This is a genomic window from Roseibium sp. SCP14, assembly GCF_040329475.1.
In the GTDB taxonomy this organism is placed as follows: Bacteria; Pseudomonadota; Alphaproteobacteria; order Rhizobiales; family Stappiaceae; genus Roseibium.
Genome location: NZ_JBDZYH010000004.1, coordinates 1 through 26750 on the forward strand (window position 1 = coordinate 1; position 26750 = coordinate 26750).

General features: G+C 54.0%; 25 protein-coding genes. 16 read left to right on the forward strand and 9 right to left on the reverse strand.

Annotation, left to right across the window (positions count from 1 at the left end; translation table 11 throughout):
- Window positions 1–1081: thioesterase family protein (locus ABLQ08_RS16995; protein ID WP_352944445.1), on the forward strand; the 1081-nt coding region annotated here is incomplete at its 5' end.
- Between the two features lie 80 nt (window positions 1082–1161).
- Here the strand turns inward: ABLQ08_RS16995 and ABLQ08_RS17000 are convergent.
- Window positions 1162–2034 (reverse strand): LysR family transcriptional regulator, encoded by an 873-nt coding sequence (locus ABLQ08_RS17000; protein WP_352944447.1) that lies wholly within the window; start codon window positions 2032–2034, stop codon window positions 1162–1164.
- Between the two features lie 182 nt (window positions 2035–2216).
- On the opposite strand from ABLQ08_RS17000, the gene ABLQ08_RS17005 reads away from it, so the two are divergent.
- On the forward strand, window positions 2217–2837 hold the full coding sequence (locus tag ABLQ08_RS17005; protein WP_352944449.1) for a glutathione S-transferase family protein: 621 nt from the start codon (window positions 2217–2219) through the stop codon (window positions 2835–2837).
- Between the two features lie 175 nt (window positions 2838–3012).
- Here ABLQ08_RS17005 and ABLQ08_RS17010 read toward each other — a convergent pair whose 3' ends face one another.
- Window positions 3013–3243 carry a hypothetical protein gene (locus ABLQ08_RS17010; protein WP_352945609.1) on the reverse strand — a complete coding sequence of 77 codons (231 nt, stop codon included), beginning with the start codon at window positions 3241–3243 and terminating at the stop codon, window positions 3013–3015.
- On the opposite strand from ABLQ08_RS17010, the gene ABLQ08_RS17015 reads away from it, so the two are divergent.
- Window positions 3208–4728 carry a pyridoxamine 5'-phosphate oxidase family protein gene (locus tag ABLQ08_RS17015; protein ID WP_352945574.1) on the forward strand — a complete coding sequence of 507 codons (1521 nt, stop codon included), beginning with the start codon at window positions 3208–3210 and terminating at the stop codon, window positions 4726–4728. The two genes, ABLQ08_RS17010 and ABLQ08_RS17015, sit on opposite strands and share 36 nt — an antisense overlap.
- Window positions 4729–4883: 155 nt before the next feature.
- Window positions 4884–5483: an FMN-dependent NADH-azoreductase gene (locus tag ABLQ08_RS17020; RefSeq protein ID WP_352944451.1), complete on the forward strand. Its 600-nt coding sequence runs from the start codon at window positions 4884–4886 to the stop codon at window positions 5481–5483.
- Window positions 5484–5530: 47 nt separating this feature from the next.
- On the opposite strand, the gene ABLQ08_RS17025 is transcribed toward ABLQ08_RS17020, so the two are convergent.
- Window positions 5531–6349 (reverse strand): alpha/beta hydrolase, encoded by an 819-nt coding sequence (locus ABLQ08_RS17025; protein WP_352944453.1) that lies wholly within the window; start codon window positions 6347–6349, stop codon window positions 5531–5533.
- 890 nt (window positions 6350–7239) lie between these two features.
- On the opposite strand from ABLQ08_RS17025, the gene ABLQ08_RS17030 reads away from it, so the two are divergent.
- Window positions 7240–8385 carry a DUF2336 domain-containing protein gene (locus ABLQ08_RS17030; RefSeq protein WP_352944454.1) on the forward strand — a complete coding sequence of 382 codons (1146 nt, stop codon included), beginning with the start codon at window positions 7240–7242 and terminating at the stop codon, window positions 8383–8385.
- Between the two features lie 16 nt (window positions 8386–8401).
- On the opposite strand, the gene ABLQ08_RS17035 is transcribed toward ABLQ08_RS17030, so the two are convergent.
- Window positions 8402–9028 carry a LysE family translocator gene (locus ABLQ08_RS17035; RefSeq protein ID WP_352944455.1) on the reverse strand — a complete coding sequence of 209 codons (627 nt, stop codon included), beginning with the start codon at window positions 9026–9028 and terminating at the stop codon, window positions 8402–8404.
- Window positions 9029–9125: 97 nt separating this feature from the next.
- Between ABLQ08_RS17035 and ABLQ08_RS17040 the strand changes: the two genes are divergently transcribed.
- Entirely contained in the window at window positions 9126–9887 is a 762-nt protein-coding gene (locus ABLQ08_RS17040; protein ID WP_352944457.1) for an extensin family protein, read from the forward strand.
- Between the two features lie 159 nt (window positions 9888–10046).
- Here the strand turns inward: ABLQ08_RS17040 and ABLQ08_RS17045 are convergent, their stop codons facing one another.
- A complete protein-coding gene (locus tag ABLQ08_RS17045) occupies window positions 10047–10499 on the reverse strand; it encodes a BA14K family protein (protein ID WP_352944459.1) in 453 nt (150 codons plus the stop codon).
- 187 nt (window positions 10500–10686) lie between these two features.
- On the opposite strand from ABLQ08_RS17045, the gene ABLQ08_RS17050 reads away from it, so the two are divergent.
- A complete protein-coding gene (locus ABLQ08_RS17050) occupies window positions 10687–11463 on the forward strand; it encodes a HugZ family protein (RefSeq protein ID WP_352944461.1) in 777 nt (258 codons plus the stop codon).
- Window positions 11464–11807: 344 nt separating this feature from the next.
- Window positions 11808–12449, forward strand: coding sequence for a DUF1062 domain-containing protein (locus tag ABLQ08_RS17055; protein WP_352944463.1), 642 nt, complete (start codon window positions 11808–11810; stop codon window positions 12447–12449).
- 6 nt (window positions 12450–12455) lie between these two features.
- On the opposite strand, the gene ABLQ08_RS17060 is transcribed toward ABLQ08_RS17055, so the two are convergent.
- Window positions 12456–13352 (reverse strand): diguanylate cyclase, encoded by an 897-nt coding sequence (locus tag ABLQ08_RS17060; protein ID WP_352944465.1) that lies wholly within the window; start codon window positions 13350–13352, stop codon window positions 12456–12458.
- A gap of 412 nt (window positions 13353–13764) precedes the next feature.
- Complete coding sequence (locus ABLQ08_RS17065) at window positions 13765–17349, reverse strand: hydantoinase B/oxoprolinase family protein (RefSeq protein WP_352944467.1); 3585 nt, start codon at window positions 17347–17349, stop codon at window positions 13765–13767.
- 261 nt (window positions 17350–17610) lie between these two features.
- On the opposite strand from ABLQ08_RS17065, the gene ABLQ08_RS17070 reads away from it, so the two are divergent.
- Window positions 17611–17796: a hypothetical protein gene (locus tag ABLQ08_RS17070; protein ID WP_352944469.1), complete on the forward strand. Its 186-nt coding sequence runs from the start codon at window positions 17611–17613 to the stop codon at window positions 17794–17796.
- A gap of 10 nt (window positions 17797–17806) precedes the next feature.
- Here the strand turns inward: ABLQ08_RS17070 and ABLQ08_RS17075 are convergent, their stop codons facing one another.
- Window positions 17807–19276 (reverse strand): glycosyltransferase family 39 protein, encoded by a 1470-nt coding sequence (locus tag ABLQ08_RS17075; RefSeq protein WP_352944471.1) that lies wholly within the window; start codon window positions 19274–19276, stop codon window positions 17807–17809.
- 139 nt (window positions 19277–19415) lie between these two features.
- Between ABLQ08_RS17075 and ABLQ08_RS17080 the strand changes: the two genes are divergently transcribed.
- The 4 genes from ABLQ08_RS17080 to arsH all read left to right on the forward strand — a co-directional run bounded on the left by ABLQ08_RS17080 (window position 19416) and on the right by arsH (window position 21652).
- Window positions 19416–19952: a winged helix DNA-binding protein gene (locus ABLQ08_RS17080; RefSeq protein WP_352944473.1), complete on the forward strand. Its 537-nt coding sequence runs from the start codon at window positions 19416–19418 to the stop codon at window positions 19950–19952.
- A 198-nt stretch (window positions 19953–20150) separates the two neighbouring features.
- Entirely contained in the window at window positions 20151–20489 is a 339-nt protein-coding gene (locus tag ABLQ08_RS17085) for an ArsR/SmtB family transcription factor (protein WP_352944475.1), read from the forward strand.
- A 16-nt stretch (window positions 20490–20505) separates the two neighbouring features.
- On the forward strand, window positions 20506–20919 hold the full coding sequence (arsC, locus tag ABLQ08_RS17090) for an arsenate reductase (glutaredoxin) (RefSeq protein WP_352944477.1): 414 nt from the start codon (window positions 20506–20508) through the stop codon (window positions 20917–20919).
- The gene (gene arsH, locus ABLQ08_RS17095; RefSeq protein WP_352944479.1) at window positions 20912–21652 is read left to right on the forward strand and encodes an arsenical resistance protein ArsH; all 741 of its coding nucleotides are present in this window, start codon (window positions 20912–20914) and stop codon (window positions 21650–21652) included. Before arsC ends, arsH begins: the two co-directional genes overlap by 8 nt.
- A gap of 43 nt (window positions 21653–21695) precedes the next feature.
- Here arsH and ABLQ08_RS17100 read toward each other — a convergent pair whose 3' ends face one another.
- Window positions 21696–23858, reverse strand: a complete 2163-nt coding sequence (locus tag ABLQ08_RS17100) for a putative bifunctional diguanylate cyclase/phosphodiesterase (protein WP_352944480.1) — start codon at window positions 23856–23858, stop codon at window positions 21696–21698.
- Between the two features lie 269 nt (window positions 23859–24127).
- Here ABLQ08_RS17100 and ABLQ08_RS17105 point away from each other — a divergent pair, with 269 nt between their 5' ends.
- The 3 genes from ABLQ08_RS17105 to ABLQ08_RS17115 all read left to right on the forward strand — a co-directional run bounded on the left by ABLQ08_RS17105 (window position 24128) and on the right by ABLQ08_RS17115 (window position 26693).
- A complete protein-coding gene (locus tag ABLQ08_RS17105; protein WP_352944482.1) occupies window positions 24128–24820 on the forward strand; it encodes a DnaJ family molecular chaperone in 693 nt (230 codons plus the stop codon).
- Window positions 24817–25581, forward strand: coding sequence for a peptidoglycan recognition protein family protein (locus ABLQ08_RS17110; protein ID WP_352944484.1), 765 nt, complete (start codon window positions 24817–24819; stop codon window positions 25579–25581). The genes ABLQ08_RS17105 and ABLQ08_RS17110 overlap by 4 nt, the downstream gene beginning before the upstream one ends.
- A gap of 326 nt (window positions 25582–25907) precedes the next feature.
- On the forward strand, window positions 25908–26693 hold the full coding sequence (locus ABLQ08_RS17115) for a lytic transglycosylase domain-containing protein (protein ID WP_417714929.1): 786 nt from the start codon (window positions 25908–25910) through the stop codon (window positions 26691–26693).
- The last annotated feature ends 57 nt before the right edge of the window (window positions 26694–26750 follow it).

Sequence of the window (26750 nt, forward strand, 5' to 3'; positions counted from 1 at the left end):
CGGCTTCAAGCCGTCGGAACTCAACAGCCAGGGCGCACGGGCGATCGTCGCCCATCCGTTCAACCCGGTCTATCTGCTGCCGCTGGTCGAGCTGGTCGGCGATGCGGCTGATACCGGGAAGGCCTCGCAGATCCTGCGCGACATCGGCATGTTCCCGCTGACCCTGCGCAAGGAGATCGATGCGCATATCGCCGACCGTCTGCTGGAGGCCGTCTGGCGGGAGAGCCTGTGGCTGGTCAAGGACGGTGTTGCCACGACGGAAGAGATCGACGAGGCGATCCGCATGGCCTTCGGCATCCGGTGGGCGCAGATGGGCCTGTTCGAGACCTACCGGATCGCGGGCGGTGAAGCGGGCATGAAGCACTTCATGGCCCAGTTCGGCCCGGCCCTGGAATGGCCCTGGACCAAGTTGATGGATGTGCCGGAGTTCACCGGGGAGCTGGTGGACCTGATTGCCGGGCAGTCGGATGCCCAGTCCGGTCACCTGTCGATCCGGGAGCTGGAGCGGCTGCGCGACGACAATCTGGTCGGGATGATGCGGGCGCTGAAGAAGAGCGGCAGTGGAGCCGGCGGGGTGATCAACCGGCATGAGGCCGGTCTGAGCGTTGAAGCCGACCCGGAGCTTCCGGTGACGGGGGACCGGCAGGTTCCGCAAAGCTGGACGGACTACAATGGCCACATGAACGAGGCCCACTATCTGGAGGCGGCGGCGGCGGCGACGGACCGGTTCATGGAGCTGATCGGCGCGGATGGCGACTATGTTGCCTCCGGCAGGAGCTACTTCACGGTCGAGAACCACATCCGGTATCTGGACGAGCTGCATGCGGGCGAGCGGTTGACGATCACGACGCAGGTGCTGAAGGGGGAAGGCAAGAAGATGCAGCTCTTCCACTTCCTGAAAGGTGCCGGGGGGCAGGTGGCGGCCACGGTCGAGACGCTGCTGCTGCATGTGGACCTGACGACCCGCTCCAGCTCGCTGCCGGGCCAGGAGGTTGCCGACAGACTTGCCGCCTTCGCAAACGACCACGCGCGCCTCGCCATGCCCGACGGCGCCGGACGATATGTCGGGCAAAGGGCTTAGGCCAGTCAGTCGGTGTGCAACACCTCATTGTGAAAGTTTCGGAATAGTCTCTTGTGAGGTGTTCCAACCTGCATGGAACCTTAAGCTTGTTGTCCCATTTCGCTCGCGAGAAAATCGATGAGCGCGCGAACGCGGCGCGTTAAATGTCTGTTTGGTGGATACAGCGCGTAAAGACCAAAAACGTCGGTCTTGCAGTCGGGAAGCACATGCTCCAGCAGACCGGATTTCAACGCCTCTTCCACCGCGTAGAGGGGGGAACGTGTGATTCCCAAACCTCCGATTGCCATTTGAGCAAGTGCTCCCGGCGAGTTGGTTTGAATGGCACCGTTAAGTCTGACAACGTGTTCCTGGTTCCCTGACTTGAAGCGCCAGACGTTGATTTCCCGCTGGTTGTTGTCAACAAGACAGATGTGTGTAGTAAGCGCCCTTGGATTCTGTGGACGGCCATGACGATCCAGGTAATCCGGCGAAGCGCAAAGAATCAGAGGCATGTCGGAGAGCTTCCGGGCGATCAACGTTGAATCCCGAAGAGCTCCAATTCGTATTGCCAGGTCGAAGCCTTCTTCAACGATGGCAACCCTGTTGTCTGTTAGTTTCATGTCGATCTCAACTTCGCGGTTCTGGCGCAAAAAAGGGATCAGAGCCTGTGTCAGACGCGTGCTTCCGAAACCGGTGGGAGCGGTGATCTTGATCGGTCCTGCCAAGGCACCCTGACGCTCGCGAACGAGTGCCTCCAGCTCATCGACTTGCTCTACAATAGGCCGACACCGTTCGAGATAGGCAGCTCCGACATCAGTCAGGGAAACACTGCGTGTGGTGCGGTTGAAGAGTTGCGTCTGCAATTGGTTTTCAAGTTGCTGCACATATTTGCTGACGAGCTTCGTTGAAATCCCGAGTCTGCGGCCAGCACCCGTGAACGAGCTTTCCCGTGCAACAGCAATGAATGCTCGCATCGTTTCGAACTTGTCCAAGTGCTTCCTTTCAATTGCAGATCAAATTAACTATCCATGTATTGTACATAATAATTGAATGGATTGGGTTATTATAACCAAATTAGGAGTGTGCATATTGCAGTGAGTGAGCCGGAGACATCGCGTCCGGATTTCGCAAGCGCTTCAGATTAAAGGAAACTGCAATGTCCAATGCCATTCTTATTCACCGTCATCCCTTGTCCGGTCACTGCCATCGTGTTGAGTTGTTTGCGAGCCTGGCCGGTGTAAATTATGAACTTGTTGATGTGGATCTCCTGGCAGGCGAACACAAGCAATCTCCTTTCCTGACGCTCAATCCGGCCGGAAAAGTTCCTGTTGTTCAGGACGGTGAAGCCACTATCGCAGACTCGAATGCCATCCTCGTCTATCTGGCACGCAAATATGCGCCCGATTGGCTGCCGGCGGATCCGGTAGCAGAGGCCGAAGTCCAGAAGTTTCTTTCCCTTGCCGCGGGCGAAATCGCAAACGGACCAGCTGCTGCGCGTCTCATTACCGTCTTTGGCGCTCAGCTTGACGCAGATCGGGCCAAGGCAGTTGCAGAGCAGGCCTTTGAACGGCTTGAAGCACATTTGAAGGGACGAGCGTGGCTGGTTGGAAACCGACCGTCTGTCGCTGACGTCGCAATTTACAGTTACACCGCGCATGCCCCGGAAGGAAATGTGTCGCTTGAAGCGTATCCCAATATCCGTGGATTGCTTGAGCGCATCGAGGCCCTGCAGGGATTCGTGCCCATGCAGGCGACGGCGGTCGGACTCGCTGCCTGATTGCTTCTTCGAAGCATATGTTTCTGAAACTCGAACGATTGCTGCTTCGATCGTCGCCGAAAGAGGTGCCGAGGCACCTCTACGGCTGTCCAGGAACCGGGTCTTCAAACACACTTGGAGAGCGAGATGACTGTTACTGTGGCAGCAAACCTGCGACGAGTGAACGTCAAGATCGTCAATTGTGCGCGATGGTACTGGCGGCAATTCGGCGGGTGTCGTTCTGGACGACGAGGGTTTTCTGATGCTTGAGACTGTTTTCCGTACTGCAGACGACGAACTGTCGCCATTTCATGAAGGCGAGCGCCAGGTCCAAGAAAGAATGGGCGCCGAGGAAATCGAGACATGGGCTCGCAAGGTCATCCGCAGTTACATGCCGGTTCAGCACCGTGAGTTCTATGAAACGCAACCTTTCCTGATCGTGTCCGCTCGAGACGAGAAAGGTCGACCCTGGGCAACGGTGCTCGAGGGCAATGATGGTTTCGTTACATCGCCAGAACCCGACAGGCTGACAATTGGAAGCGTGCCCGTGAAGGGAGATGCGCTCGAAACTGCGTTTGTCGAACAGGCTGACGTCGGCATTCTGGGAATAGAGTTGGCAACACGCCGGCGGAACCGCGTAAACGGGCGGGTTGAGAACATGTCCGAAAACTCAATCTCTTTCTCCGTTGATCAGTCCTTCGGCAACTGTCCGCAGTACATTCGTGAACGAAAGTATTGGAGGAATGCAACAAAACCGGCCATCAGGGTGTTTAGGGGACATGCTTTAACGACTTTCCAGAAAGACTGGATTGAGTTGGCAGATACATTCTTTATTGCCAGCGGATATCGTGGAGAAGGGGACGCCCCTGCCTATGGCATGGATGTTTCTCATCGCGGCGGAGAGCGTGGATTTGTCGAAGTTCTTGACGATCGCCGGATCAGGTTTCCGGATTACGCTGGAAATAATCACTACAACACGCTGGGGAATTTGTCGCTTGATCCAAGGGCTGGTTTTCTGTTTCTGGACTTCTCAACCGGCAGCATGTTGCAACTCACCGGCAAGGCGACGATTGACTGGAACTCTGCTGCCGTCAGTCAGGTCCCCGGTGCCCGACAACTCGTTACGCTCGAAATTGAAGAAACTGTCGAGCTTGCATCCGCGTTGGAGCTTCGTTGGCAAGAAGATGCCGCCTCTGCGCGTTCTCTTCGCTTGATCGAGAAAAGGCAGGAAAGCGCCGATGTCATGTCGCTACTCTTTGAAGCAAGAGATGGTGGTGACTTACCAGTCTTCGAAGCAGGTCAGCATCTGCCGATTGAACTGAGCATTCCGGGGCAAATCGGCAAGGTTGATCGAACTTACTCCTTGTCCGGTTCTCCTTTAGATAAGCGGTACAGAATTTCTGTAAAACGCGAAAGGGGCGGTCTTGCTTCCAATTTCCTGCACGACGGACTGCAGGTCGGTTCAATTGTCGAAAGTCGAAAGCCTTCAGGCGATTTCATAATGACATGTGCCAAATGCCCTCTTGTGCTTGTTAGTGCTGGTATCGGAGTAACTCCAATGTTGAGCATTTTGCACAAAGTGTCTCGCGAGCAAGGGGACCGAGCGGTCTGGTATGTTCACGGAGCTCGGGATGGAGATCATCATCCCTTTCGTGAAGAGATTAGAAAACTCGCGGAAATGAAACCGAACATTGATTTAAGAACGATGTATAGCCGACCGCTTGCGTCGGATATTCAAGGGCAGGATTTTGATGAGGAAGGTCGAGTTTCAGCCAAACTTGTTTCGCAACTCGTGGATCGCCCCGACGCTCATTATTTCGTTTGTGGTCCCGCAGCGTTCATGGCAGAGCTGAAAGCAGATCTTGAGGACCTTGGAGTGCCTGAGACGCAAATCCATTATGAGACGTTTTGAGTGGTTAGTATTTTGGATTGAGAGCGCACCAAACGGAAGTTCTCCTCAACACACTGTTCACTAAATAAGATCTAGTTAGTGCGAAAGCTCCATATTATCTGAAATTTCATGAACATTGATGGCCAAAAAAGGTCGGCAGATAGATGGAGCACCCCATGAGCAACCTTGCAAAGACGATCTTGCATATTGATGCCTCGGCACGAAAGTCCGGTTCGGTAACACGAGAGTTGACTGATGCCCTTGTTTCCAAACTGGCAGATAAGGTTGCCGGTTCAAAGGTCTTGAAGCGGGACGTTTCCCAGGGGCTTCCGTTTTTGGATGAAGAGTGGGTTGGTGCGAACTTTACGGATCCCGAAGAGCGTAGTGAACCGCAGAAAGAAAAGCTCGCTCTTTCAGATATGCTCGTCAGGGAACTCAAGGCTGCGGATGCGATCGTGATCGGAACTCCGATCTACAATTTCTCGGTACCAGCAACCCTGAAAGCCTGGATTGACCTGGTTGCCCGCACGCGCGAAACCTTCCGTTACACCGAGGCAGGCCCTGTAGGTCTGCTAGAGGGAAAGAAGGCTTATGTTATTGTCGCCTCCGGTGGGACCAAGGTTGGTTCGGAAATCGACTATGCCGCGAACTATCTCAAACATGTACTTGGATTTATCGGGATCAAAGATGTCTCGATCGTTGCAGCAGATCAGTTGATGATGGACCCGTCGAACCGCGAAGCTGCCCTGGCCCAGACATTGGAGCTTGCTGCCTGAGCAATGAAACCGAGCGGTGCCGGATTGAGGTCCGGCACCGATGCTGGCTATTTTCGGATCAGCCACTCAAAAACGGGGCTTCGTCGATTGGATAGCAGTCTCGACATGGTGTAATGATTGAGTCCTTGCAGTATCCACAAGTCATTGTGAATTCCGGCGTTTTCGAGATCCTGGCTGAACTTCCGCGATTGCGAGACAAATTGCTCGGTTTCGTTACCGCCTACCGCAACAAGGAGGTTGACCTGCGTCTTCAAGGCTTCCGTTCGTGCGTTCAACATGGACACGTCAGCATCTCGCAGATGGAGGTCTTGATTGAGGAAGGATCGCTTCATCGGACCCAGATCGTATAGGCCGCTCAGCAATATGGCATTTTCCACGCCGCTTTCTTTTGGACAGGCGGTCTCCAAAATTTTTGTGACGAGAAACGCACCTACCGAGTGACCGCAGAGTGTAAGTCTGTCGGTATCGCCGTTCCACCGGTGAATGTTGGCTTCGACCCATTCGAATGATTTTACTACCTGCTGGACAATTTCAGAGACTGTCACTTGTGGAGCAAGATCGTAATTGACAAGAACCACGGTGTATCCAAGCTTTGCCAACGGCTGTGCGATGTAGCGGTACTGGCGCTTGTCGAGTGCGCGAAAGTAACCTCCATGAACAAAGACAAACACGGGCGAGCCGGCTTTCTTTGCGGGAAAAATATCTAACTTCTGCCCTGAACTGTCACCGTAACTAACGTCGAGAAGGCACTTTTGGACATGCTGGACGAGGTGACTTTGAATCACGTTCTTGAGCAGGTGAAGTCGAGCAATGGGGTGTCTTTTCCGGAGATTGAATTGTTCGTCAAATTCAGCGGTTTCGTCCAAGCTTGCACTCCACTTGTTAGCGATCCCGACTTTCGGTAATAGCGGACAGCTTCCACCTTCCTGGTGTTGGCGGGAAATTCCAGCTGTAAATCAGAATTCGATCAGCAAGATCCTAAGGTAATTGTGATGGTGACGACTGTTCAACCAGATTGACGGCTTCCATTGCGAATTGCGAATGCCTCCGCCGAGACCTGTCTGGTCATCTGCCATGTGCAATCGTGAATTGCTTTGCAAATTTCGCTGTTGATCAGACCGGAAAATCAATTCCTGTACGTTTGAGCCTTCCGACAGACGGCTTGTGATGACACGCAATACAGACCACCGCCGGCCGACACCTTCTGGTGCGGCGGGCTTTCAAAGTGGTCATTTCTAAAAGCAAATATCCGTTCAGAAATCCGCTTTCCTACCAGCGGTCTCCAAACATTCACAAATTTGAGGTTGGTCAGATAACGCCAACCACAATTGCAGCCAAAAATGCAAAGGCTGCGAGGAAGGCAATCACATTCAGGTTCCGTACAATAGTCATCTGTCCGCTCCCGATTACCTCTGTTTGACCGCTGGATACTAAGACACGGATTCCAGGAAGCGAAGCAAAAAATGTGCTGCAATGCAATGTGGCATTACGTCCAGTGGTTGAGAGCGTTGGCGAAAAATTAAGTAAGGTATTGATAGAGAAAGAAGCTCGTTCTTATTCTTCTGGGGGTGTGAAAATCGCCAATGAGGGCATAAAAAAAATCGATACCCTCATTTGCTGACCTAATCGGGGTTTCCTTGCCGAATTTGACGGAAATTGCCTGAAATTTGAGCGATCTCTCAATTGCATCAGTAGCGTAATGTTAAGAGACGTTTGGTACCCTACACACAAACGCGATCTGCGCGTCGGAGAGTGAATGTTTAATCTTGCAAAGCTAGCTGACCTGGCAAGGGATTCCAGTCCATCGGGCCGGAAGGGCCTGATCAAGACGCTTACGGATCTATTCGTCGGCGCTGGTGATGATCGGGATGAACAGATCAGTTTGCTTTTCGGCGATATCGTTCTGAAGGTTCTTGGGCAGCTTGAAGAAGAAACCCGGATGGTTCTGGCCAAGCGGGTTTGCCACGAAGATGATGCTCCGCGAGAGCTGATGGTCAAGCTGGCCAAAGACAAGATATCCGTGGCCGGACCGGTTCTGGAACATTCACAGGCACTGACTTCACAGGACCTTGTTGAAATTGCTTCGACTGCCTCCATGGCACATCTTGGTGCGATTGCAGGCAGAAAGACCGTCGACAAAGCCGTTACGACTGTCCTTGTCGATCGTGGTGACTCGATGGTTCTGACCAAGGTCGCCGGCAATAAGGGAGCGGAGTTTGAAGAGGCATCGTTTCTGAAGCTCGTTGAAAAGGCGCGCTCTGATGAAGCTATTCAGGCCGCATTGATCAAAAGATCCGACCTTCCGGAAAAGGCTGCCAGCAATCTTGTCCCGTTTTTGACAGAAGAGTTGAAGGCCAGGGTTGGCGCGCTGGGCGCGGACAATACGCTTGTTCAACTGTTGGCCGAACGCGCGGCGACCGAAGTCACCGCAAGAGCTCAGAAGTTGGAAGAGGCGCGCGAGGAAACCAACGCGCTTATCAAGGATGTCATCAACAAGAAGGCCAAGATAGACGGTGCAGTCACCATGTTTGCGCGTGCCGATCGAACCGCTGAACTCGGGATGTTGCTTGCAAAACTGAGCGGTCTGCCTTCCGCTGCTGTTTCACAGCTTCTGTTCAGCACGGGTGACAAGCCATTGATCATTCTTTGCAAGGCAAACGGAGTGACAGCCGATGCCTATAAGGACATTCTTACGATGCGTGCGCGACGTCTTCGTCTGGGAGGTCTGGAACTCAACGCCGCCATCCAACGGTATTCAGCGCTGAGTGAAGAGGGCGCGCGAAGGTCACTTGAAACATTGAAAAAGTCTGGCGCGACTTTCGGGTTGAAAACTGCCGAAGACGAGGCCGCGCAGGACGAAGCGCCGCCCAAGAAGAACATTCCGTTTGCCGCGAGCCGGTAGTGCCTTCAATCGCGGCTTAAGCGGTCGATCGCTGCAATGTAGCTGTCATGGTTGCGGCGGAGATGAGAAAACCGCCTCCAACTTTGTTCACCAGTCTTAGCAGTGACGGACTTCTCAGCTTTTGCCCGATCGCCGCGGCAGCAAGTGCATAGAAGGCTGCATTCATTATGCCGAGTACCACGAAGGTCGACCCAAGGAGGACGAGCTGAGGTGCGACGGCGGATTGCGGTGCGATGAAATGAGGCAAAAAGGCCATGAAGAATACGATACCTTTTGGATTGAGAGATGTGACGACGTAGGCATGCCAAAAAATCTTATGCGCAGGCACCGCCGCGACCTGATGCATGCCAAGAGCCGTTGGTCGGCTGCGCCACATCTTGATTCCCAACCAGACAAGGTAAGCAGCGCCCACCCATTTGAGGACCGCAAAGGCTGTAGCGGACGCACCGAGAATTGCCCCAAGTCCCAAAAGAGAAACGGTGGCTGCCGTTGCGTCTCCCAATCCCACACCCATGACACTTGCAACGGCGGACTTTCGTCCCTGAGTCAATGCATAGCTCACAACGAGCATTATCGTTGGCCCGGGAATAGCCAGCACAATCAATGTGGCCACCACATATGCGGAATAAAGTTCAAGTGTCATTGGACTGTCCGAAATGAGAATGCGAAACCATAGACGTGGAGCGGCGAATATTCAATTATCCGCAGACTTGAAAGTGTGATCGAGTCTGGGGAAGCGGATGCTAAAAGCTGCCTTTTTGTTGTGTGTGCTATCGGGCAGCTTATTACTAACGCCATCTTCTGTTTCTTCAGAGCCGGTCCCATCTGCGAAGCCGCTGCAATCGACCGACGGACCGGTGTTTCTCGAAGGGATCGATGTACCACCTGTAAAGCCAGCAACTGCCGTTTCCCCGGCATTCGATGAGATAGCCGACAATGTCGGCCGAACCAATTGCGAAATTGCGGGTTTGATTTTCCAACAAATGCCATCAGTAGATGGAACTGCAGATGGCGACGCCGCATGTGGCATAGGTGATCCGATTGTTGTTTCCGGGGTGAACCACAGAAAAAGCAAAGCAACTTTTCGAGTTCCGGTGACAGTGAGCTGCGAATTCGCTGAGATTCTGACGGGCTGGCTTGTCAAAGATGTTCTGCCAGAAGCAAAGAAACGCCTGGGTGTGGACGTAAGACGCCTGGGAAGTGGCCCTGGTTATCAATGCCGCAGGCGAAACAACAAGCCTGATGGCAAGCTGTCCGAGCATGCGCTGGGCAAGGCCATAGACTTCTCGGAATTTCAGATGACTGATGGAACCGTAGTTTCGATCGAAAAGGACTGGGGAACCGATACTCCCAAGGGAAAATTTCTGAAGGCCATTCACAAATCCGCTTGCAAACGTTTCACGACTGTTCTGGGGCCAGACGCGGATCCGAACCACAAGTCCCATATTCATCTAGATGTCGGGTGCCATGGAAAGAAGTGCACATATCTGATCTGTCAGTGAACTGTTGGGAAGCGACACTTGATCGTGCGGTTTGCCAGACACGTCGCGGAGTATGTTGCAAATGAAATCGGCAGCGGGCAGGTGACCAGTTCGGCTGGCCTGTTGCCCGTTGCCGCAAGTGTGTGGGGTTTGTCGCGGTCTTCTGGTGCTGGGTCGCAGCTACTGGCAGAACCGCTGCACGCCGCTATAGGTGGTGTAAGTGCCGGTGGAGGGATTGAAGGACCGGTACTTGGAGGAACAGTACTGGTACCAGGCGGGGCTCCAAGGCTGATAGCCCACGGCTCCATGAACCTGGCCGGGATAGGGGGCAGGCGGATAGGCTGGTGCTGGCGGATAGTAGGTCGCGGGTGGTCCGGCATAGCTTGGCTGACTTGTCGCGCCGAGCAAGATGGCTCCGGCAGCAAGTCCGATGATTCCCGCAGCTACTGCAGCACCGGCATTGTTGTTGTTTTTGTGTCGCTTGTGCTTGTAATGCTTGCCGTGATGATAGTGGTGACCGCCGCGGTGGTCCTTCCAACCGTGCCTGGAACCCGCTTCTGCGGTTGCGATTGTCGGCAGGATAAGGACCCCTGAAAGGGCGGCAGCGAGGAGGCGTTTGCTCAAGGTGTTCATTGTTGTCTCTCCATTGGCCCGCGCCGAGTTTCCGTGGCGGCGTAGCTGATGGAGAGACAATGGCACAGGAGGGCTGAACCGGTTCTGAGATGTCCGTTCATCTTAGGTTCAGAATTCTGTTGTGGGGTTGACCCCGGTCAAGGCGGCAGTTCGCACCAGCCGATAGCAAAATGTTCAGGAGGTCGTCATGAAAACCAAAGGTGAAGGCACAAACCAACCCAATTCCTTGATCCGCCCAACCGATGATCAGGCTCGGCGGATGGCGAAAAACCTGATGCGATGCGCGAGATTCGGTGCTTTGGCTGCGATCGAAGCTGGCACCGGGCACCCATTGGCGAGCAGGGTGGCCGTCGCAACCGATCTCGACGGAACACCGGTCATCTTGACCAGTTTGCTGTCTGGTCACACTTCCGCAATTCTCAGCAATCCGTCCTGCTCTTTGCTGGTTGGAGAGCCAGGAAAAGGTGATCCGCTCGCTCATCCCAGAGTATCGTTGTTCTGTAACGCGGTTCCGATAGAGCGAAGGAGTAGTACTCATGAGAGCATAAGGCGCCGGTACCTGGCTCGCCATCCCAAGGCGGAGCTTTATGTCGATTTTGGCGACTTTGCTTTTTTCCGATTGGAACCGAGCCGGGCCAGCCTCAACGGAGGCTTTGGAAAGGCTTTTGAACTACAGCAAGAAGATCTTCTTGCACATGTCGATGATCCGGAGCGTTGGTCGGAGATGGAAGCTGGTGCTGTGTCGCACATGAATGAAGATCACCGGGATGCAGTTAAGCTTTATGCGGAAGTCCTGTGTGGCGGTGAAAGTGCCAATTGGAAGCTTGCCTGCCTTGATCCTGAAGGGATTGATCTTGTGTCCGGCGACAGAACTGAACGGCTTTGGTTAGCGGAGCCGTTGAGCAGACCTGACGACGTCCGCTCTACATTGGTCGCCCTGGCTCTCCAGGCGCGAAACGCATGAGCATGCCGGTCGCAGCACCTGGTTAAGCGTTGGCGACCGTTGCAAATCTGCACTTGTCCTGACTTTCGTGTTTCGTTACACGATGAGATCCTTTTCAATCAGGACGATTGTTTTGCCTACGCTCTGACCGGTCTTCGATTCCGCTTTGCTTTTAAAAGAGCAGTTTTGACTTGTTCGTCATGTGGCGGATCGGGACCGGTGTGGCTTGGCCAGACCGTATCTGACACTTCCGATACGCTGCACTAATTCCAGATTTATTAGCCTCATCGAAGGCCCGTGGCTTCAACCACGGGACTGTCCCGACCGTCTGTTGGCGAGCTTCCCCGACAAGGAAGACCAGCAGAATGTCGTCTTATTTCAACGTCGTATGGACCATCAGAAGTACACAAACCCCTGTTACAAATCGCCCGTGCGGGCGGTGTGGTGTCGTCAGGCCATTTACCTCAACAGGCAAGTTCAGACTGAACGCAAATGGCAATCGGCTTGATGCTTGGCTGATTTACAAGTGCATGCAATGCGAGAAGCGCTGGAACCGTACAGTGTTCGAGCGAAGACCGGTGAGCTCAATAACGAAGGAGCAACTTGTTGCTCTTCAGGAAAATGATGCTGGGATTGCAGAAGAGGTGGTGCGGCAGAGCAGCCATTCAGCACTGCCAACGGGTTCTGACGGTGGGCCGCAGTTATTGATCGAAACCACTCTGCCGTCCCGACAACCGGTCGACGGCGAGGAAATCAAGTTGACGGTCCAAAATCCTTCGGGCTGTCGTGCAAGATTGGATCAGGTCCTTGCGAAGGGGTTGGGATTGTCGAGAAAAGACATCCTCGATCTGTTCAAGTCGGGTGTAATCAGCGTCGTTGGCGGTGGTCACAAGGCTCTCAAGCGACCCGTTCCTGAAATCATTGAGCTACGTGTGCAAGGAACGAGTTTGTTGTTCCACGTTGATATTCGAACGAGGCTGTTGGGTGCCGCCATGCCGACTGGTTAGGATATCTCAACCGGCCGCGACTTGCGGGTCAAAGCAGACCTTGTTGCGGCCGGCATGTTTGGCATCATACATGGCGGCATCTGCGGCGTTGACCGATTTGCTGACCTGTTCTTCCGGGTTGAGCGGTGCGACGCCGAAGGATGCAGTTATCGAAAATCTCGTGCCGTTGGGTGCATCAAATCTTATCCGTTCCACGGCGCTCCGCAGACGTTCTGCTACCCTTGAGACAGTCGTGTAGTCGGCGTTGCTAATGCACAAAAGAAACTCTTCCCCCCCGTACCTGAAGAACAGATCATCTGTGCGGATGTTGTCTCTCACGGCTGCCGCAAACTCCTTCAGGACCGTGTCACCAAGTTCATGACCGTGCATATCATTGACAGACTTGAAGTGATCGAGGTCGACCATGATAACCCAGGCAGGATGATTGCGTTCCCTGGCCAGAGAAAGCCGCTCTTCCAGGCGAGCGAACATCAAGGTCCGATTTTCGGCTCCGGTCAATGGATCCAGTGCGGTAATGGATGCGACGAGGTCGTCGTAGGTTGCCTCAATTAATCCGATAAATTCCTCAGAAGCCTCAAGAAAGCTGTCGTAGACCGCTTCATCGATTTTTTGACCCAGCTGGTCCATCTTTACGATCGCGCGCGCCAGATCATGGACATTCTTATGACGCATGACCAGATCTACGTAGGTTTCGTCCTCAAGGTCGAGTTCCCTGGCGCGCGTTTCCAGCCAGTTTCCAAGGGTGCAATGCAGATGAGCGTCTTGCGCCACCATTTCCTCAGACGGCTGAAGGCCACAAATCAAGACCTTGTTCAAGCGATAGGCCCAAGCGCGATGACTGTTGAGCATCGCGTCCAGTTCCTGGGCCGTTTCAGCCTGTTTCTTTGCTTGTGTAGGTATCATCAATCGCCAACCCGTCAGTTCAAGCAAAGTTATTGACAAATTTTGATATTGGCTAGGGTCGCTGGTCGTAATTACACGTTCCAGAACACAAAGTAATCTGCGATTTTATCTTTCTGGTTGTGTCTGTATCAATGCGAAACGCAGAATGGAAGAAAGCTGAATACTCCCTGACACAGAGGCTGGGATGTATTTTCCTGTTAAGAGTCCGTTCCAGATCGCTTGTTTAAAGCTTTAAGTGTCGAGCTGAACGATGTGTTGTCGTGCAGTTCAACCTCTTCGTGTGGAAATTATCAATAGTTTTGTCGAAAGAAACGGAAAAGAATTTGTGTCACAGCGGGGCCAATGACAAAAAAGCCGCACCAATGGTGCGGCCTTTCAATTTGCATTAACGGCGGCATTTATCGGACGAGACCTACGCTTGCCCCCATCCGCCGGCCGTCGGTGTTATGACAGTGACTGCTTCGCCGGCCTCCAGGATTGTCTGATCGCAACCTTCGAGTTTCTGAATGCTGCCATCCAGGCGACGAACTTCCGTGCGGCCAAGCTCGCCGTCACGGCCACCTTCCATGCCTTTGGGCGTAATGGTGCGATGGGAGGCCAGAATTGCGCAATCCATTTTCTCCAGGAATCGCAGCGTGCGTCTGGTGCCGTCGCCGGCTGACCATTTGCCCTTGCCGCCGGAGCCCTTGCGGATATGGAAGTCCTCCAGGAGCACCGGGAACCGGAATTCGAGCACTTCGGGATCGGTCAGGCGTGAGTTTGTCATGTGCGTATGAACACCGTCGGTACCGTTGAAGCCCGGTCCGGCCGGAGATCCTGAGCAGATCGTTTCATAATACTGGTAGGTATCGTTACCGAATGTGAGGTTGTTCATTGTGCCCTGCGCATTGGCCATTGCACCGAGCGCTGCAAATACAGCATTGGTGACGTGCTGCGAGGTTTCGACGTTGCCTGCCACAACAGCCGCCGGATAGGACGGGCGCAGCATGCAGTCGTCCGGAATGACGATGTTGATCGGCTTGAGGCATCCGGCATTCATCGGAATGTCACCCTCCACCATCACGCGGAAGCAATAGAGGATTGCCGCCCGGGTCACCGGTTCGGGCGCGTTGAAATTGTTTGGTTTCACACCGGACGTGCCGGTGAAATCGACCGTTGCTTCCCGTTTTTCCTTGTCGACCGAAATTTTGACCTTGATCACCGATCCCTGATCCGTCGGATATTCGTACTCGGAGTCCTTAAGTGCTTCGATCACGCGGCGGACGCTTTCCTCCGCATTGTCCTGCACGTGCCCCATATAAGCCTGAACGACATCCAGACCGAAATGAGCGACCATCTTGCGAAGTTCCTGAATACCCTTTTCGTTCGCTGCGATCTGTGCCGAGAGATCCGCAACATTCTGATGAGGGTTGCGGGCAGGATAGCGGTGCTTGGTCAGCAATTCGACCAATTCCGCCTCGCAGAAACGACCCTGGTCAACGATCTTGAAGTTGTCGAAAAGAACTCCTTCTTCATCGACATTCGTTGCACGGGGTGTCATGGAACCCGGAGCCGAGCCTCCAACGTCAGCGTGGTGACCGCGAGACGCAGACCAGAACAGGATGTCTTTGCCTTCGTCATCAAAGACCGGGGAAACCACTGTAATGTCCGGCAGGTGCGTGCCTCCATTGTAAGGTGCGTTCAACGCAAACACGTCGCCCGGTTTGATCTTGCCTTCGTTGAGCTTGATGATGGTCTCCACAGAGCGGTCCATCGAACCAAGGTGGACAGGCATGTGTGGTGCGTTGGCGACCAGTGCACCATTTGCGTCGAATACGGCGCAGGAAAAGTCGAGCCTTTCCTTGATGTTGACCGAATAGGCTGTGTTCTGCAGTGTCACGCCCATTTGCTCTGCAATGGACATGAACAGGTTGTTGAACACTTCCAGCATGACCGGGTCAGCATGTGTGCCGATGGCATCGGCCCGCCTCAGCGGCACAACGCGTTTCAGGATCACGTGATCCTTTGCGTTGATCTCCGCCTGCCATCCGTCTTCGACTGCGATCGTGGCATGGGGCTCGATGATGACCGCAGGGCCCGTCACTTTCATTCCCGGTTTCAGTGTCTCTCTTTTGTAGATCCCGGCCTCGTGCCAGACACCCTCGGAGTAGAGGCGTGTTGACTTTGCAGGAGGAGGCGTTTGCGAGAGCAGGCTGAGATCGGGCTCGGTCAGACCGGCGCCGCCACCTGCTGTTTCAACTTCAAGGGCTTCGACAACAACGGGCTTGTTGTCATAGGCAAAGCCGAATTGCTTCTTGTGTGCTTCCTCGAACGCCATGCGCATTTCCGTGACGCTGCCAAGCGGCACTGGAAGGGGGGTGTCCGTACCATCGTATCTCAGATGAGCGGTCGCGGTGGTCCGGCGGGCGTCTGCCGGAATGGCCTGCCTGTCGAGTTCTGCTTCCGTCAAATCCGCCAGCTGATCCCGCAAAGATGCGAGTTCCGGCAGCAGCTCATCGGTCAGTGTTTTAACCACAGCCTGCTGACGGTCGGCACGGATATCCGCAAGACCCATACCATAGGCGGACAGAATTCCGGAGAACGGATGAAGAATGACGGTCTTCATACCCAGGCTATCGGCAACGCGGCAGCCTGTCTGACCGCCTGCACCACCGAAGCAGGTGAGGGCATATTCGGTGACGTCGTATCCCCGCTGAACGGAGATCTTCTTGATGGCGTTTGCCATGTTCTCGACGGCAATTTTCAGGAAACCGTCAGCGACTTCTTCCGGAGATCGGCCGTCTCCGATTTCGGCTGCGAGGTCTGAGAACTTCTTGCGCACCACTTCGCCATCGAGCGGCTGGTCCTGATTGGGGCCAAAAATTTTCGGGAAAAACTCAGGCGCGAGTTTGCCGGTCATCAGGTTGGCGTCCGTCACGGTCAGGGGGCCGCCGCGCCGATAGCAGGCCGGGCCTGGATTTGCACCCGCGGAATCGGGGCCGACCTGAAAACGGCCGTCGGCATAGTGCAGTATGGAGCCACCACCAGCCGCAACCGTATGGATCATCATCATCGGTGCACGCATGCGCACACCCGCGACTTCCGTTTCGAACGCGCGCTCATAATCACCATCGAAATGGCACACATCTGTCGATGTCCCGCCCATATCGAAACCGATAATCTTGTCGTATCCTGCCATGCGCGAAGTTTCGACAGCGCCGACCACGCCGCCGGCCGGCCCGGACAGGATCGCGTCCTTGCCCTGAAACAGATCGGCAGCCGTCAATCCACCTGACGACTGCATGAACATCAGGCGTGGGCCTTCTCCAAGCTCTTCCTGAACCTGATCCACATACCGCCGCAGGATCGGAGAGAGATACGCATCGACGATTGTCGTGTCGCCTCGCCCAACCAACTTCATCAGTGGCGAGACTTCGTGAGAAACGGAGATTTGCGGGAAGCCGACGTCTTCGGCGATTTTCTTCAGTGTCTTTTCATGTGCCGGAAAGGCATACGCATGCATCAGTACAATTGCGATTGATCGGATCCCTGCATCCCAGGCTTCCTGCATGTTCTTACGGGCCTGGCTCTCATCCAGCGCAATTTCGACGGTGCCATCGGCTTGTACGCGTTCGGAAATTTCGTGAACACTCTCATAGAGCAATTCAGGCTTGATGATTTCCTTGGCAAAAATCTTCGGGCGCGCCTGATATCCGATTTCAAGGGCGTCGCGGAAACCCTTTGTTATGAAGAGGGCCGTGCGTTCGCCTTTTCGTTCCAGCAACGCGTTGGTGGCGACCGTCGTGCCCATCTTGACCGTTGCGACCTTGTCAGAAGGAATTGGAGCGCTTTTTTCGACACCCAGCAATTCGCGAATGCCCTGGATGGCAGCATCGCGATAGGCTTCCGGGTTCTCCGACAAAACCTTGTGGGGGTGGAGCGTTCCGTCGGGTGAACGCCCTACGATGTCGGTGAATGTGCCGCCCCGGTCGATCCAAAAGTCCCACTTCTCCGTCATGGCTGTCCCCTTCGGTTCTTACCGCGTTGAATTCTTCAATATCAGATGTGCGAAATCGGGTGATTTCAGGTGTGATTGAATTATGTTGACATTTTATCGATAAATTGTCGATGAAAAATTTAACGAATGCAAAGCGAGCCCTTTTTGACCTTTCAATTCAGGACCATATGAGATGATGGGATCAGGTGAGGCGGGGTCGGTACGATTTCAGGAAATTCAAACGGGAAGAATCGTGGGAGATTGGAAAAGGTAGCGTCTTTCGTGTCTGACGCGTTCGGCTTTGTGTTCGATCTGTTTTTCTCAGACTTTTGGATTGTGATTGCCGTTCTCTTTGTGGCTTTGGTTGCCGTCGCGTTGCTCGCCGGCGTCTTGCTGGAGCTGCTGATCGGTCTGAGCGTGATTGCTGTAGGGGCAGTAATGTTTTTGCTGGTTTCCGCGATGGCGTGACCAGTGGAGCTTACTTTGTGTCACTTCTACTCAGGAGTTTGAGGCCGCTTGGGCCCCAGCCAAAGTGCTGGGCTACAAGGCTGGTCTCATCAACACCGAAAGAGTTTTGCGCTTGTCCTGTTTCGTGCATGTTGCTGTGAACGATCAGGAGCCATTGAGTGGCTGAGGGAAGAGTGCTGCTCAGGTTTTCGAGATCTTCAAGCTTGTTCGCGGCCGAAAAATTCCCGGATCCGCGCAGGTAATACGCAAGTGCCGGCGCGGCAAATCCTTTGTAAAGGATAAGGTGGTCATCGGACGTGCGTCTGCTTTCATACTCAGCAACAATGTCACGCCATTCGGGCCGAACCTTATTGAACAGCGTGAACTTCAGTTCCGGATATGTGAAAACCAGCGCTGCTGCCAACAGGGCGAGTGGGGCCAATCTCGAGGGAAGCCGGTTGGTGCCTTCAGCGGCAAGCAATAGCAAGCCTGGCCATGCGGCGATCAGATATCGGTCAAAAAGGATTGGCTGAACCAAAACCGAGTAGAGATAAGCGAGTATCAGAGGGCCGATGGTAAAGGCGAGGATGATCAGTAGGGTGCGCCGGTATCGGCTATTTTCCATTTCTCCATCGTCTTTTCGCAACATTGCTCGTGATAGCGAAAAGGCTGCCAGGCCAGCAAGAACTAGGATGAGAGCAAGCGAACCGGAAATACTGAAGGCCATGCTTTTCAGAAAAGCTGCGTCCGGATAGGCGATCCAGAAGCCGGTTTCAGCAACCGACCTTGCCCGGTTTGTCAGAATGACGAGCCAAGGAAAAAAGGAGATCGCGCTCACTGCCATGGCAATGCAGGCGCGAAAGGCGTTCAATTGACTGAGACTGCGCGTTCGAACCGTGTCGATCAACACGAAGAGTGCACAAGTGAGACCCACAGCAAGAAACGCTAGAACGGCGTAGATGTGGCTGTAGAGAAACAGCGCTCCGCTCAGGGCGAGGGTGACAAGCCAACTTGCCGAAGGTCTTTCCAGTACTTTTAGCAGAGAGAGTAGGAAAGCAAGCCCGGTTGCAGCCAATAACGAATACATGCGGGCTTCAGTGGAATACCAAATGTGAAAGGGCGAAACCGCCAGCAGGGCTGCAGCCAGCAGCCCGACAGATTTTCCTCCGACCATCCTGCCGATGAGATAGGTGAGCCAAACTGCAAGGACTCCCAACGCCGCCGAGGGAATGCGCAGTGCAGTTTCACTGTCTCCGAGCACAGGCATTGTCACCCAAAGGACAAGGTTGTGAAGCGGAGGGTAATTGTCCTTGGCAACTGCGGATAATAGGTCGCCCAACGAACCTCTTGATTGGCTCCAGCTGACGGCTTCGTCGTACCATAGGCTCGTCCTGTCCAGATCATGGAACCGGAGCAAAGCGGCTGCCAGCAATATGGCGATCAAGAGGATCGGTACCGTGCTCTTCGGGTTCCCTTTGCCGATCTGCTGCAAAGACTGCAATCCTTTCCAAAACTGGTAGGGCGAACGCTAGCCAATCCTTCTGTCAGTGTGAAGATTGAATCAAACAGTGATTTCAAATTGTCATTTTATCGATAAATTGTTGAGGCTTTTTTGGTGATCAAATTCGCGAGGCCCAACAATGTCGGATAATTCCAGCTCGAAAAGTGAGGCGTCCATCGGCCCGGTCGTATCGGCGGCTCATCTTGCTTCCGGGGCGATGCCGGCGCTTTCGGAGATTGAGTTTGCGGTCACGATGATGGTCAACGCCTACCATCGCTGGATGGTGCGGTGCATGGCTGCCAGTGGGTCGGAGGGACTTGGCTCGCTGGACGTTTTGGTGCTGCATTCCGTCAATCATCGCGGGAGAGCAAAAACACTTTCCGATATCTGTCTGGTGTTGAATATCGAAGATACTCACACTGTTACTTATGCATTGAAAAAACTTGAAAAAGCAGGGCTGATTGCCTCTGGTCGCAGAGGCAAGGAAAAAACAGCTGAGATAACGGAAGCTGGTGAAAAGGCCTGCATGGAATACAGGCGGCTACGAGAAGCTCTGCTGATCGAGCCCATGAAAGCGCTCGGTCTTGACGAGAGCGAGCTCTCCAGACTTGCGGCAACACTCAGGCTCGTATCAGGAAATTACGACCAGGCCGCGAGGGCCGCTGCTGCGATGTAAACATTGGTCTGGCGTCGCTTTGAAACGTGTGCATCTTTGTTTGCTGTCCGACAATCAACCGGCAGCAACTCAAAATCTCATTATGTCCAACCTTCCATAAAGCGCCTGTGCAGGTGAGGGCACTCGCGATCCTGTTGGAACGGTAATTTGGACCTCGAGCTGTATTGAATGATCCAAAATTTCTTGTATTATCGAAATATGAAAGATCAGGATGCCGTAGCCGCGCTTGGAGCGCTTGCACAGGAAGATCGACTGGCAGCTTTTCGTCTCTTGATGACGAAAGGTCCGGACGGACTTCCTTCCGGTGCTGTTGCCGAAAAACTCGATATACAGCCGACACGGATGTCGTTTCATCTGACGACCCTGGAGCGGGCAGGGTTGCTACAAACGCGACGGGAAGGGCGGCACATTCATTACGCCGTCGCCTATGACAGAATGCGGAACCTTCTGACTTTTCTGATGGAAGACTGCTGTGGAAACAATCCGGATATCTGCTGTTTTCCTGAACAACAAAATCCCAAAGTCTCAGATAACTGACAGGACAGGGCCTCGAATGCCAATTACGATCTACCACAATCCGAAGTGTGGCACTTCCCGGAACACGTTAGAAATGATCCGCAAATCCGGCGAAGAACCGACGGTCATCGAATACCTCAAGAAACCTCCCAGCAGGGATGAGCTTGTCGATCTGATCAAACGAATGGACGTTTCCGTTCGCGATTTGCTCCGCCAAAAGGGGACACCTTATGATGAACTCGGACTTGGCGAGGACAAATGGTCTGACGATCAGCTTATCGATTTCATGATGGAACATCCGATACTCATCAACCGGCCCATTGTCGCGTCGGAAAAAGGTGTCCGGCTGTGCCGTCCGTCTGAAAAGGTCATGGAACTGCTTTCGTCCGATATTGGCTCCTTCACAAAGGAAGACGGAGAAGTGGTGAAGTCCGGGGCATCGGATGTCTGATCTGGATTGTGCGGGAAATGATCTGCGTAACGTCTTCCCAACTGATTTGACGGCAATATCCCGTTCGAGATTGTTCGAACCGGACGAGTTGTCTCATCCACCTCGGATACTCCTTCTCTACGGATCTTTGCGCGAGCGCTCATACAGCCGTTTTCTGGTGCTTGAGGCCGAGCGATTGCTTAAAACCTTCGGGGCTGAAACCAGAGTTTTCAATCCATCAGGCCTGCCGTTGCCGGATGACGCTGACACGGATCATCCAAAGGTAGCGGAACTTCGCGACCTGTGTGCCTGGTCTGAAGCTCAGGTCTGGTGCTCGCCGGAACGCCATGGTGCCATGACGGGGGTGATGAAGTCGCAGATCGACTGGATTCCACTGAGCACCGGAGCCATTCGCCCGACACAGGGGAAGACCCTGGCCCTGTTGCAGGTGTCCGGCGGGTCGCAGTCGTTCAACGCGGTCAATCAGATGCGAGTTCTCGGTCGATGGATGCGGATGGTGACGATCCCCAATCAATCCTCGGTGCCCAAGGCGTATCAGGAGTTTGACGACAATGGCCGCATGCTCCCGTCGCCGCTTTATGATCGCGTCGTTGATGTCATGGAGGAACTGATGAAGTTCACTTTGCTGATGCGTGGCCGATCGGACTATCTGGTGGACCGGTATTCAGAACGAAAGGCCGAACGGGGGCAGCAGTCGGCAGCCGAAACAGCAGCGCTTGGCATTGCTCGTTAAAGACCCTTCGGTCTTGCTCAGTGCCGTTTACAAAAGAGGCCAGCTAGTCTGAGGATGCCTTTTTGGCCGCTGCTGCCGATGGTGCGGCGACCAGGGTCGCGTATTGTGCAAGTTTCGGAGCGAGCGTGATTTTGGGAGAACTTCTGCCGTTGTTGCGTTTTTGTGGAAACCAGTAGCCGCCTGAAGTGTTGTGTGGAAAGACCGGATAGTTTGCTTCGTGACGGGCGACGCTATCCGGTTTTCCGAACATGTAGCCCTGCACAAGATCGCACCCGGCAGCACTCAGGAGAATAGCCTGCTCCTCAGTCTCGACTCCCTCCGCCGTAATCTGGACGTCGAGCGAGCGCCCCAGTCCGACAATTGAAGTTACAATCGCGTCGGTGCTGGCATCCTTGCCCAGGTTCTGAATGAACGCCTTGTCGATCTTGATCTTGTCAAATGGAAACAGGCTGAGGTAGCTCAGCGAGGAATATCCGGTGCCGAAATCGTCCATGGCAATGGAAACACCCATGTCGTGAATCTGCCGCAGGGTTTCGATGACTGCATCGGTATTGGAAATCAGCAGGCTTTCCGTAATTTCGATTTCCAGACGCTTCGGGTCGAGGTGAGAATTCTGAAGGGCCTGCGCGACCCTTTTTTGTGTTTCGCCAGCCACAAATTGTGCAGGTGACACGTTCACCGCAATCCTGCGGCTCTTGTCTTCCCACAACGCAGCCTCAAGGCAGGCATGGTTCAACACCCAGGTTCCGATCTCCTCGATCAATCCGGTATCTTCGGCCACGGGAATGAAGATATCCGGCCTGATGGTCCCTTTGCTCGGATGATCCCAGCGGATCAGAGCTTCGTAGCCGCGCATGGTGCCGTCACGGAGCGCATATTGTGGCTGATAGACAAGATTGAACTGATCGAACTTGAGCGCCTTGATAAGTCCGTTCTCCACTTCCTTCCGCTTCTGCGCGTCCGCATCCAGGTTGGGTGTGTACCAGGCAAATGTGGATCGTCCGCTGTGTTTGGCCCGGTAAAGAGCCAGGTCGGCGCAGTGGAGGAGGCGCGAAGCACGCCAGGAGCCGTCAGTTGCTCTTGCAAGCCCGATAGAAAGCGAGATCTTGATGTCCTTGCCTTCAATGAGGCAGGTCGCCTCCGTTGCCGCTATCATGTCTGCGGCAAGACGGGTCATTCGAGCTGGATCGGAGACCGTTGTCAGCAAAACGGCAAACTCGTCACCTGATAGACGTGCAACCAGGTGGTTGCCGAAAACAGCCTTCAGTCGTTCGCCAACGATCTGTAGAAACACGTCCCCAGTACCGTGCCCGTGCGTATCGTTGATTTCCTTGAATTTGTCGACGTCGATCAACATCACGCCGATGTTCGATGCTTTCGCCTGGGCCAGCCGGAGCGCTTCGGTGAGGCGGGCATTGAAGACTGCCCGATTTGGCAGCCCGGTCAACGTATCATGATGGGCAAGAAACTGAATGTTCTGATTTGTTTTGACCTGATCATGAAATCGCATCCACAAAAGTACAGCTGCGAAGAAAATGGAGATCAGGCAGAGGCCTCCAATTGCGGCGCTGATCGACCAGATCAAGGGGGTCAGGTCTGCCAGAAGCTGAGATTGACTTGAAAGCACCAGAAGCCCTGGAAGCTTTGAACCTTCACCATCTGGTCGGTAGGCGACAATGGCGTTGTTGCCGAAACGGCCCTGCCAGGTCATGTCTGGTATGGCAACGAAGGTTTCGTTGTGTTCCAGCGACTTTATCGCGTTCGCCAGTGTGTTTCGCGACTGAAGAAGCCCCTCCTGGTACCAGCTGGTTGCCGTCGCCTCGGGCAAAACGAAGCGATATGTTCCATCGGATGTGGCGAAAACCACAGTTGCATCTCGTATGGGTGAAGAAACGATTCCGTCGCGAAGCTTTTTCGTGAATTGCTCCAGCTTCTCAGGCGCGACGTCCGCTCGGGCCGCTGGAGGGTTTGACAACCGCAATCCGGAGAGTTCCGGTGGCGGCGGCGAGTTTTGCTCTTGCACAAGTGCCTGCAGCAATTCCTGCGCACTTTGCTCATAGGGCTGAAAGGCATTCTCCAGTCCCCGCACGAGAAGCCAGTGTGTAAGCAGTCGATTGCTTGCATAGACCCCGAGCGCCAGCGTCAGAACCAGCGACATGGAGATGAAAAAAATTACAACGTTGCTTTTTGCAAGCGGAGCTGCCATCCGGCGAAACACCAATAAGAGATACGTGTTTTTACAAATTAAGAGCAAATCCTTTCGCCATCATGAATCATGGCGTACATGTGGCAGGGAAAAACTCTTTGTTTACGTGTATTTAGCTTGAATATCAGCTAAGGGTATATAGACGCTGCGTAAAGCGGCGACGTCTGGCCAAAACCTCCGTCTGTCGATAAGAGTGAGACATGCAATTGATTCATCTGGCACTTGTGGAGCTGGGTGACTCAAGTACCCGGTCCCATGGGAGTTGATTGGTGAACGTCTGGAGCAGCATCGGCAGCATTGTGAGTGCGATTGGATCGGGCGGTGCGCAAGTCGTTGACCGTCTTGTCCAGCTAGTTCTGGCGCGCCCGGAAGGGACAAGCACCGTCGGCTTCACTGTCGCAATGATTGCCCTATCGGCAAAAATGGCTAAAGCGGATGGTGTTGTCACCACGGACGAAGTTCTGGCCTTCCGAGAGCTTTTCGATGTGCCGCCGCGAGAAGAGCGCAACGTTGCGCGTCTGTTTAACCTGGCACAAGAGGACGTTGCCGGTTTTGAAGTGTATGCCAAGAAGCTGGCCGATCTCTTTCCATACGATCACAAGACTTTACTGGATATTCTCGATGGTCTGTTTCACATCGCGAAGGCGGATGGAGTCGTTCACGAGAGCGAAATTACCTATCTTGCGCGCGTTGCCGAGCTTTTCGGGTTGACGGAGCGTGAGTTTTCGAAGGTCCTGGCCCGGCATGTCCGTGATAACGGCAATCCCTATGAGGTGCTCGGTCTGGGCCCGGAGGCCAGTGACCAGGAGCTCAAGGCCCACTATCGACGCGAAGTACAGGAAACCCATCCGGACCGTTTGATTGCCAGAGGTGTTCCTGAGGAATTTGTCCGCATTGCAAATGACCGGCTGGCTGCCCTCAACGACGCCTGGGCAAAAATTTGCGTGGAAAGAGGCATATGAGCGTCACGACCGATACAGGGGTTAAGGCGAGGGTCCATCCTTCCCCCAATCATGGTGAACGGGCAGGTAAGGCCGGTATTGACACGGTTGTTCTTCACTATACCGGTATGCAGACTGCGGAAGCCGCGTTGCAGCGATTGTGCGATCCGCGTGCGGAGGTTTCCGCGCATTACCTCGTTCATGAGGATGGGACGATCTTGCAGTGCGTTCCCGAGGCAAGGCGTGCTTGGCATGCGGGACGCAGCTTTTGGAAGGGCGAGGCAGACATCAACTCCCGTTCCATAGGAGTTGAAATTGTCAACCCGGGGCACGAATTCGGTTACCGGCCCTTTCCGGAAGTCCAGATTGAAGCGGTCATCGCTCTAGTCAGCGACATTTGTAATCGCCACGGCATTGCTCCCTGGAGGATTCTCGGTCACTCGGACATTGCTCCGGACCGAAAGGAAGATCCGGGCGAGTTGTTTCCCTGGGACAAGTTGTCGGAAGCCGGGATCGGTCTTTATGTGGAACCATTTCCGATCGGTACCGGTCTCTTCATGCAGGAAGGGGATCGCGGCCAACCTGTGGAGGCGGTTCAGTCCATGCTCGGTCTTTACGGATACGAGGTGGAAATAACGGGCTCGTTTGATCAGCAGACACGCAATGCCGTAACGGCCTTTCAACGTCACTTCCGGCCGGAGAAAGTGGACGGTGTCGTCGATCAGTCGACAATCGAGACGCTGAATGCACTCCTTCGAAAACTTCCCTCGTTGTCGGACTGAATTTTCCTGACGGCTTTTTCCAGATTGCATTTTTTCAAAGAGCGCTCGCGAGGGTAAGCGAGAGCTGTTCCAAAGTGCCTTCCCACGCATTACCAAAAATTCAGGTCGGTCACAGACTTTCCCTGGAAAGCCGGAAATATGCCTGATTGGGGGCAACTTTCAGTCACAAACTACAGGAACTGCCGAATTCTGATACCGATTCACGGTAAAATACTGAAATAAATTGAAATAATTCGTGATTAGTTGGCGCCAAATTTTGTCCCATAGCTCCGGCATTTCTCCGCCCCAGATTTCAACTGCAACGAAACAATAAAGGGCTGGACTGAATGTTACGGTCATCCGTGAAACTTACTGGAGCGCTGTGCCTTTTCGCTTATGCAACAACCGTCATGACACCTGCCGCGATGGCAGTGGGTTCAGGATCTGATCCGATCCTGCACGTCATCGAAACGGACAAGAAGAAGGAAAAGGGCACCGAGGCTGCCGCCGCCAAAGAAACAGTGGGATCCGGATCCGCTCCCGTCCTGCACATTCTGGACACCGACAAAAAAGACACGAAAAAAGAAGCGAAGTCGTCCAGCACCAAAAAGAAGACAGCGGCAAAGTCAAAATCAAAGTCGAAATCGACTGCAAAGGCGAAGTCGACCGCCAAGCCCAAGCCCAAGTCAAAGTCTGTTGCTAAAGCCAAGCCAAAGGCGACGAAGCAGACAGCAAAGGCAAAGAGCACTCCTTCGAGCAAGCAAGATTATGCCAAGCTGATCCGAAAGGCTGCAGCGAAACACGGTGTTCCGGTCAAGATTGCCAAGGCAGTTGTTGAAGTTGAGAGCAACTTCAATCCGAGTGCTCGTGGTCGCGCCGGTGAAGTCGGTCTCATGCAGATCAAGCCGGCAACGGCTCGTGGCATCGGCTACCGCGGTTCTACAAAAGGTCTGTATGACCCGGAGACCAACCTGGAATGGGGCATGAAGTATCTCGCCGGTGCTCACAAGCGCGCTGGTGGCGATCTGTGCGGAACAATCCTGCGCTACAATGCTGGCCACTATGCCAAGCGCATGAACCCAATCAGCCGTCGCTACTGCACCAAGGTAAAACGAATTCTCGCTTCGAGCTAAGGCTCGATTCAGGGCGGTCAGGTCGTGGCCAGAAAAACCCCGTTGAAGTTTCAGCGG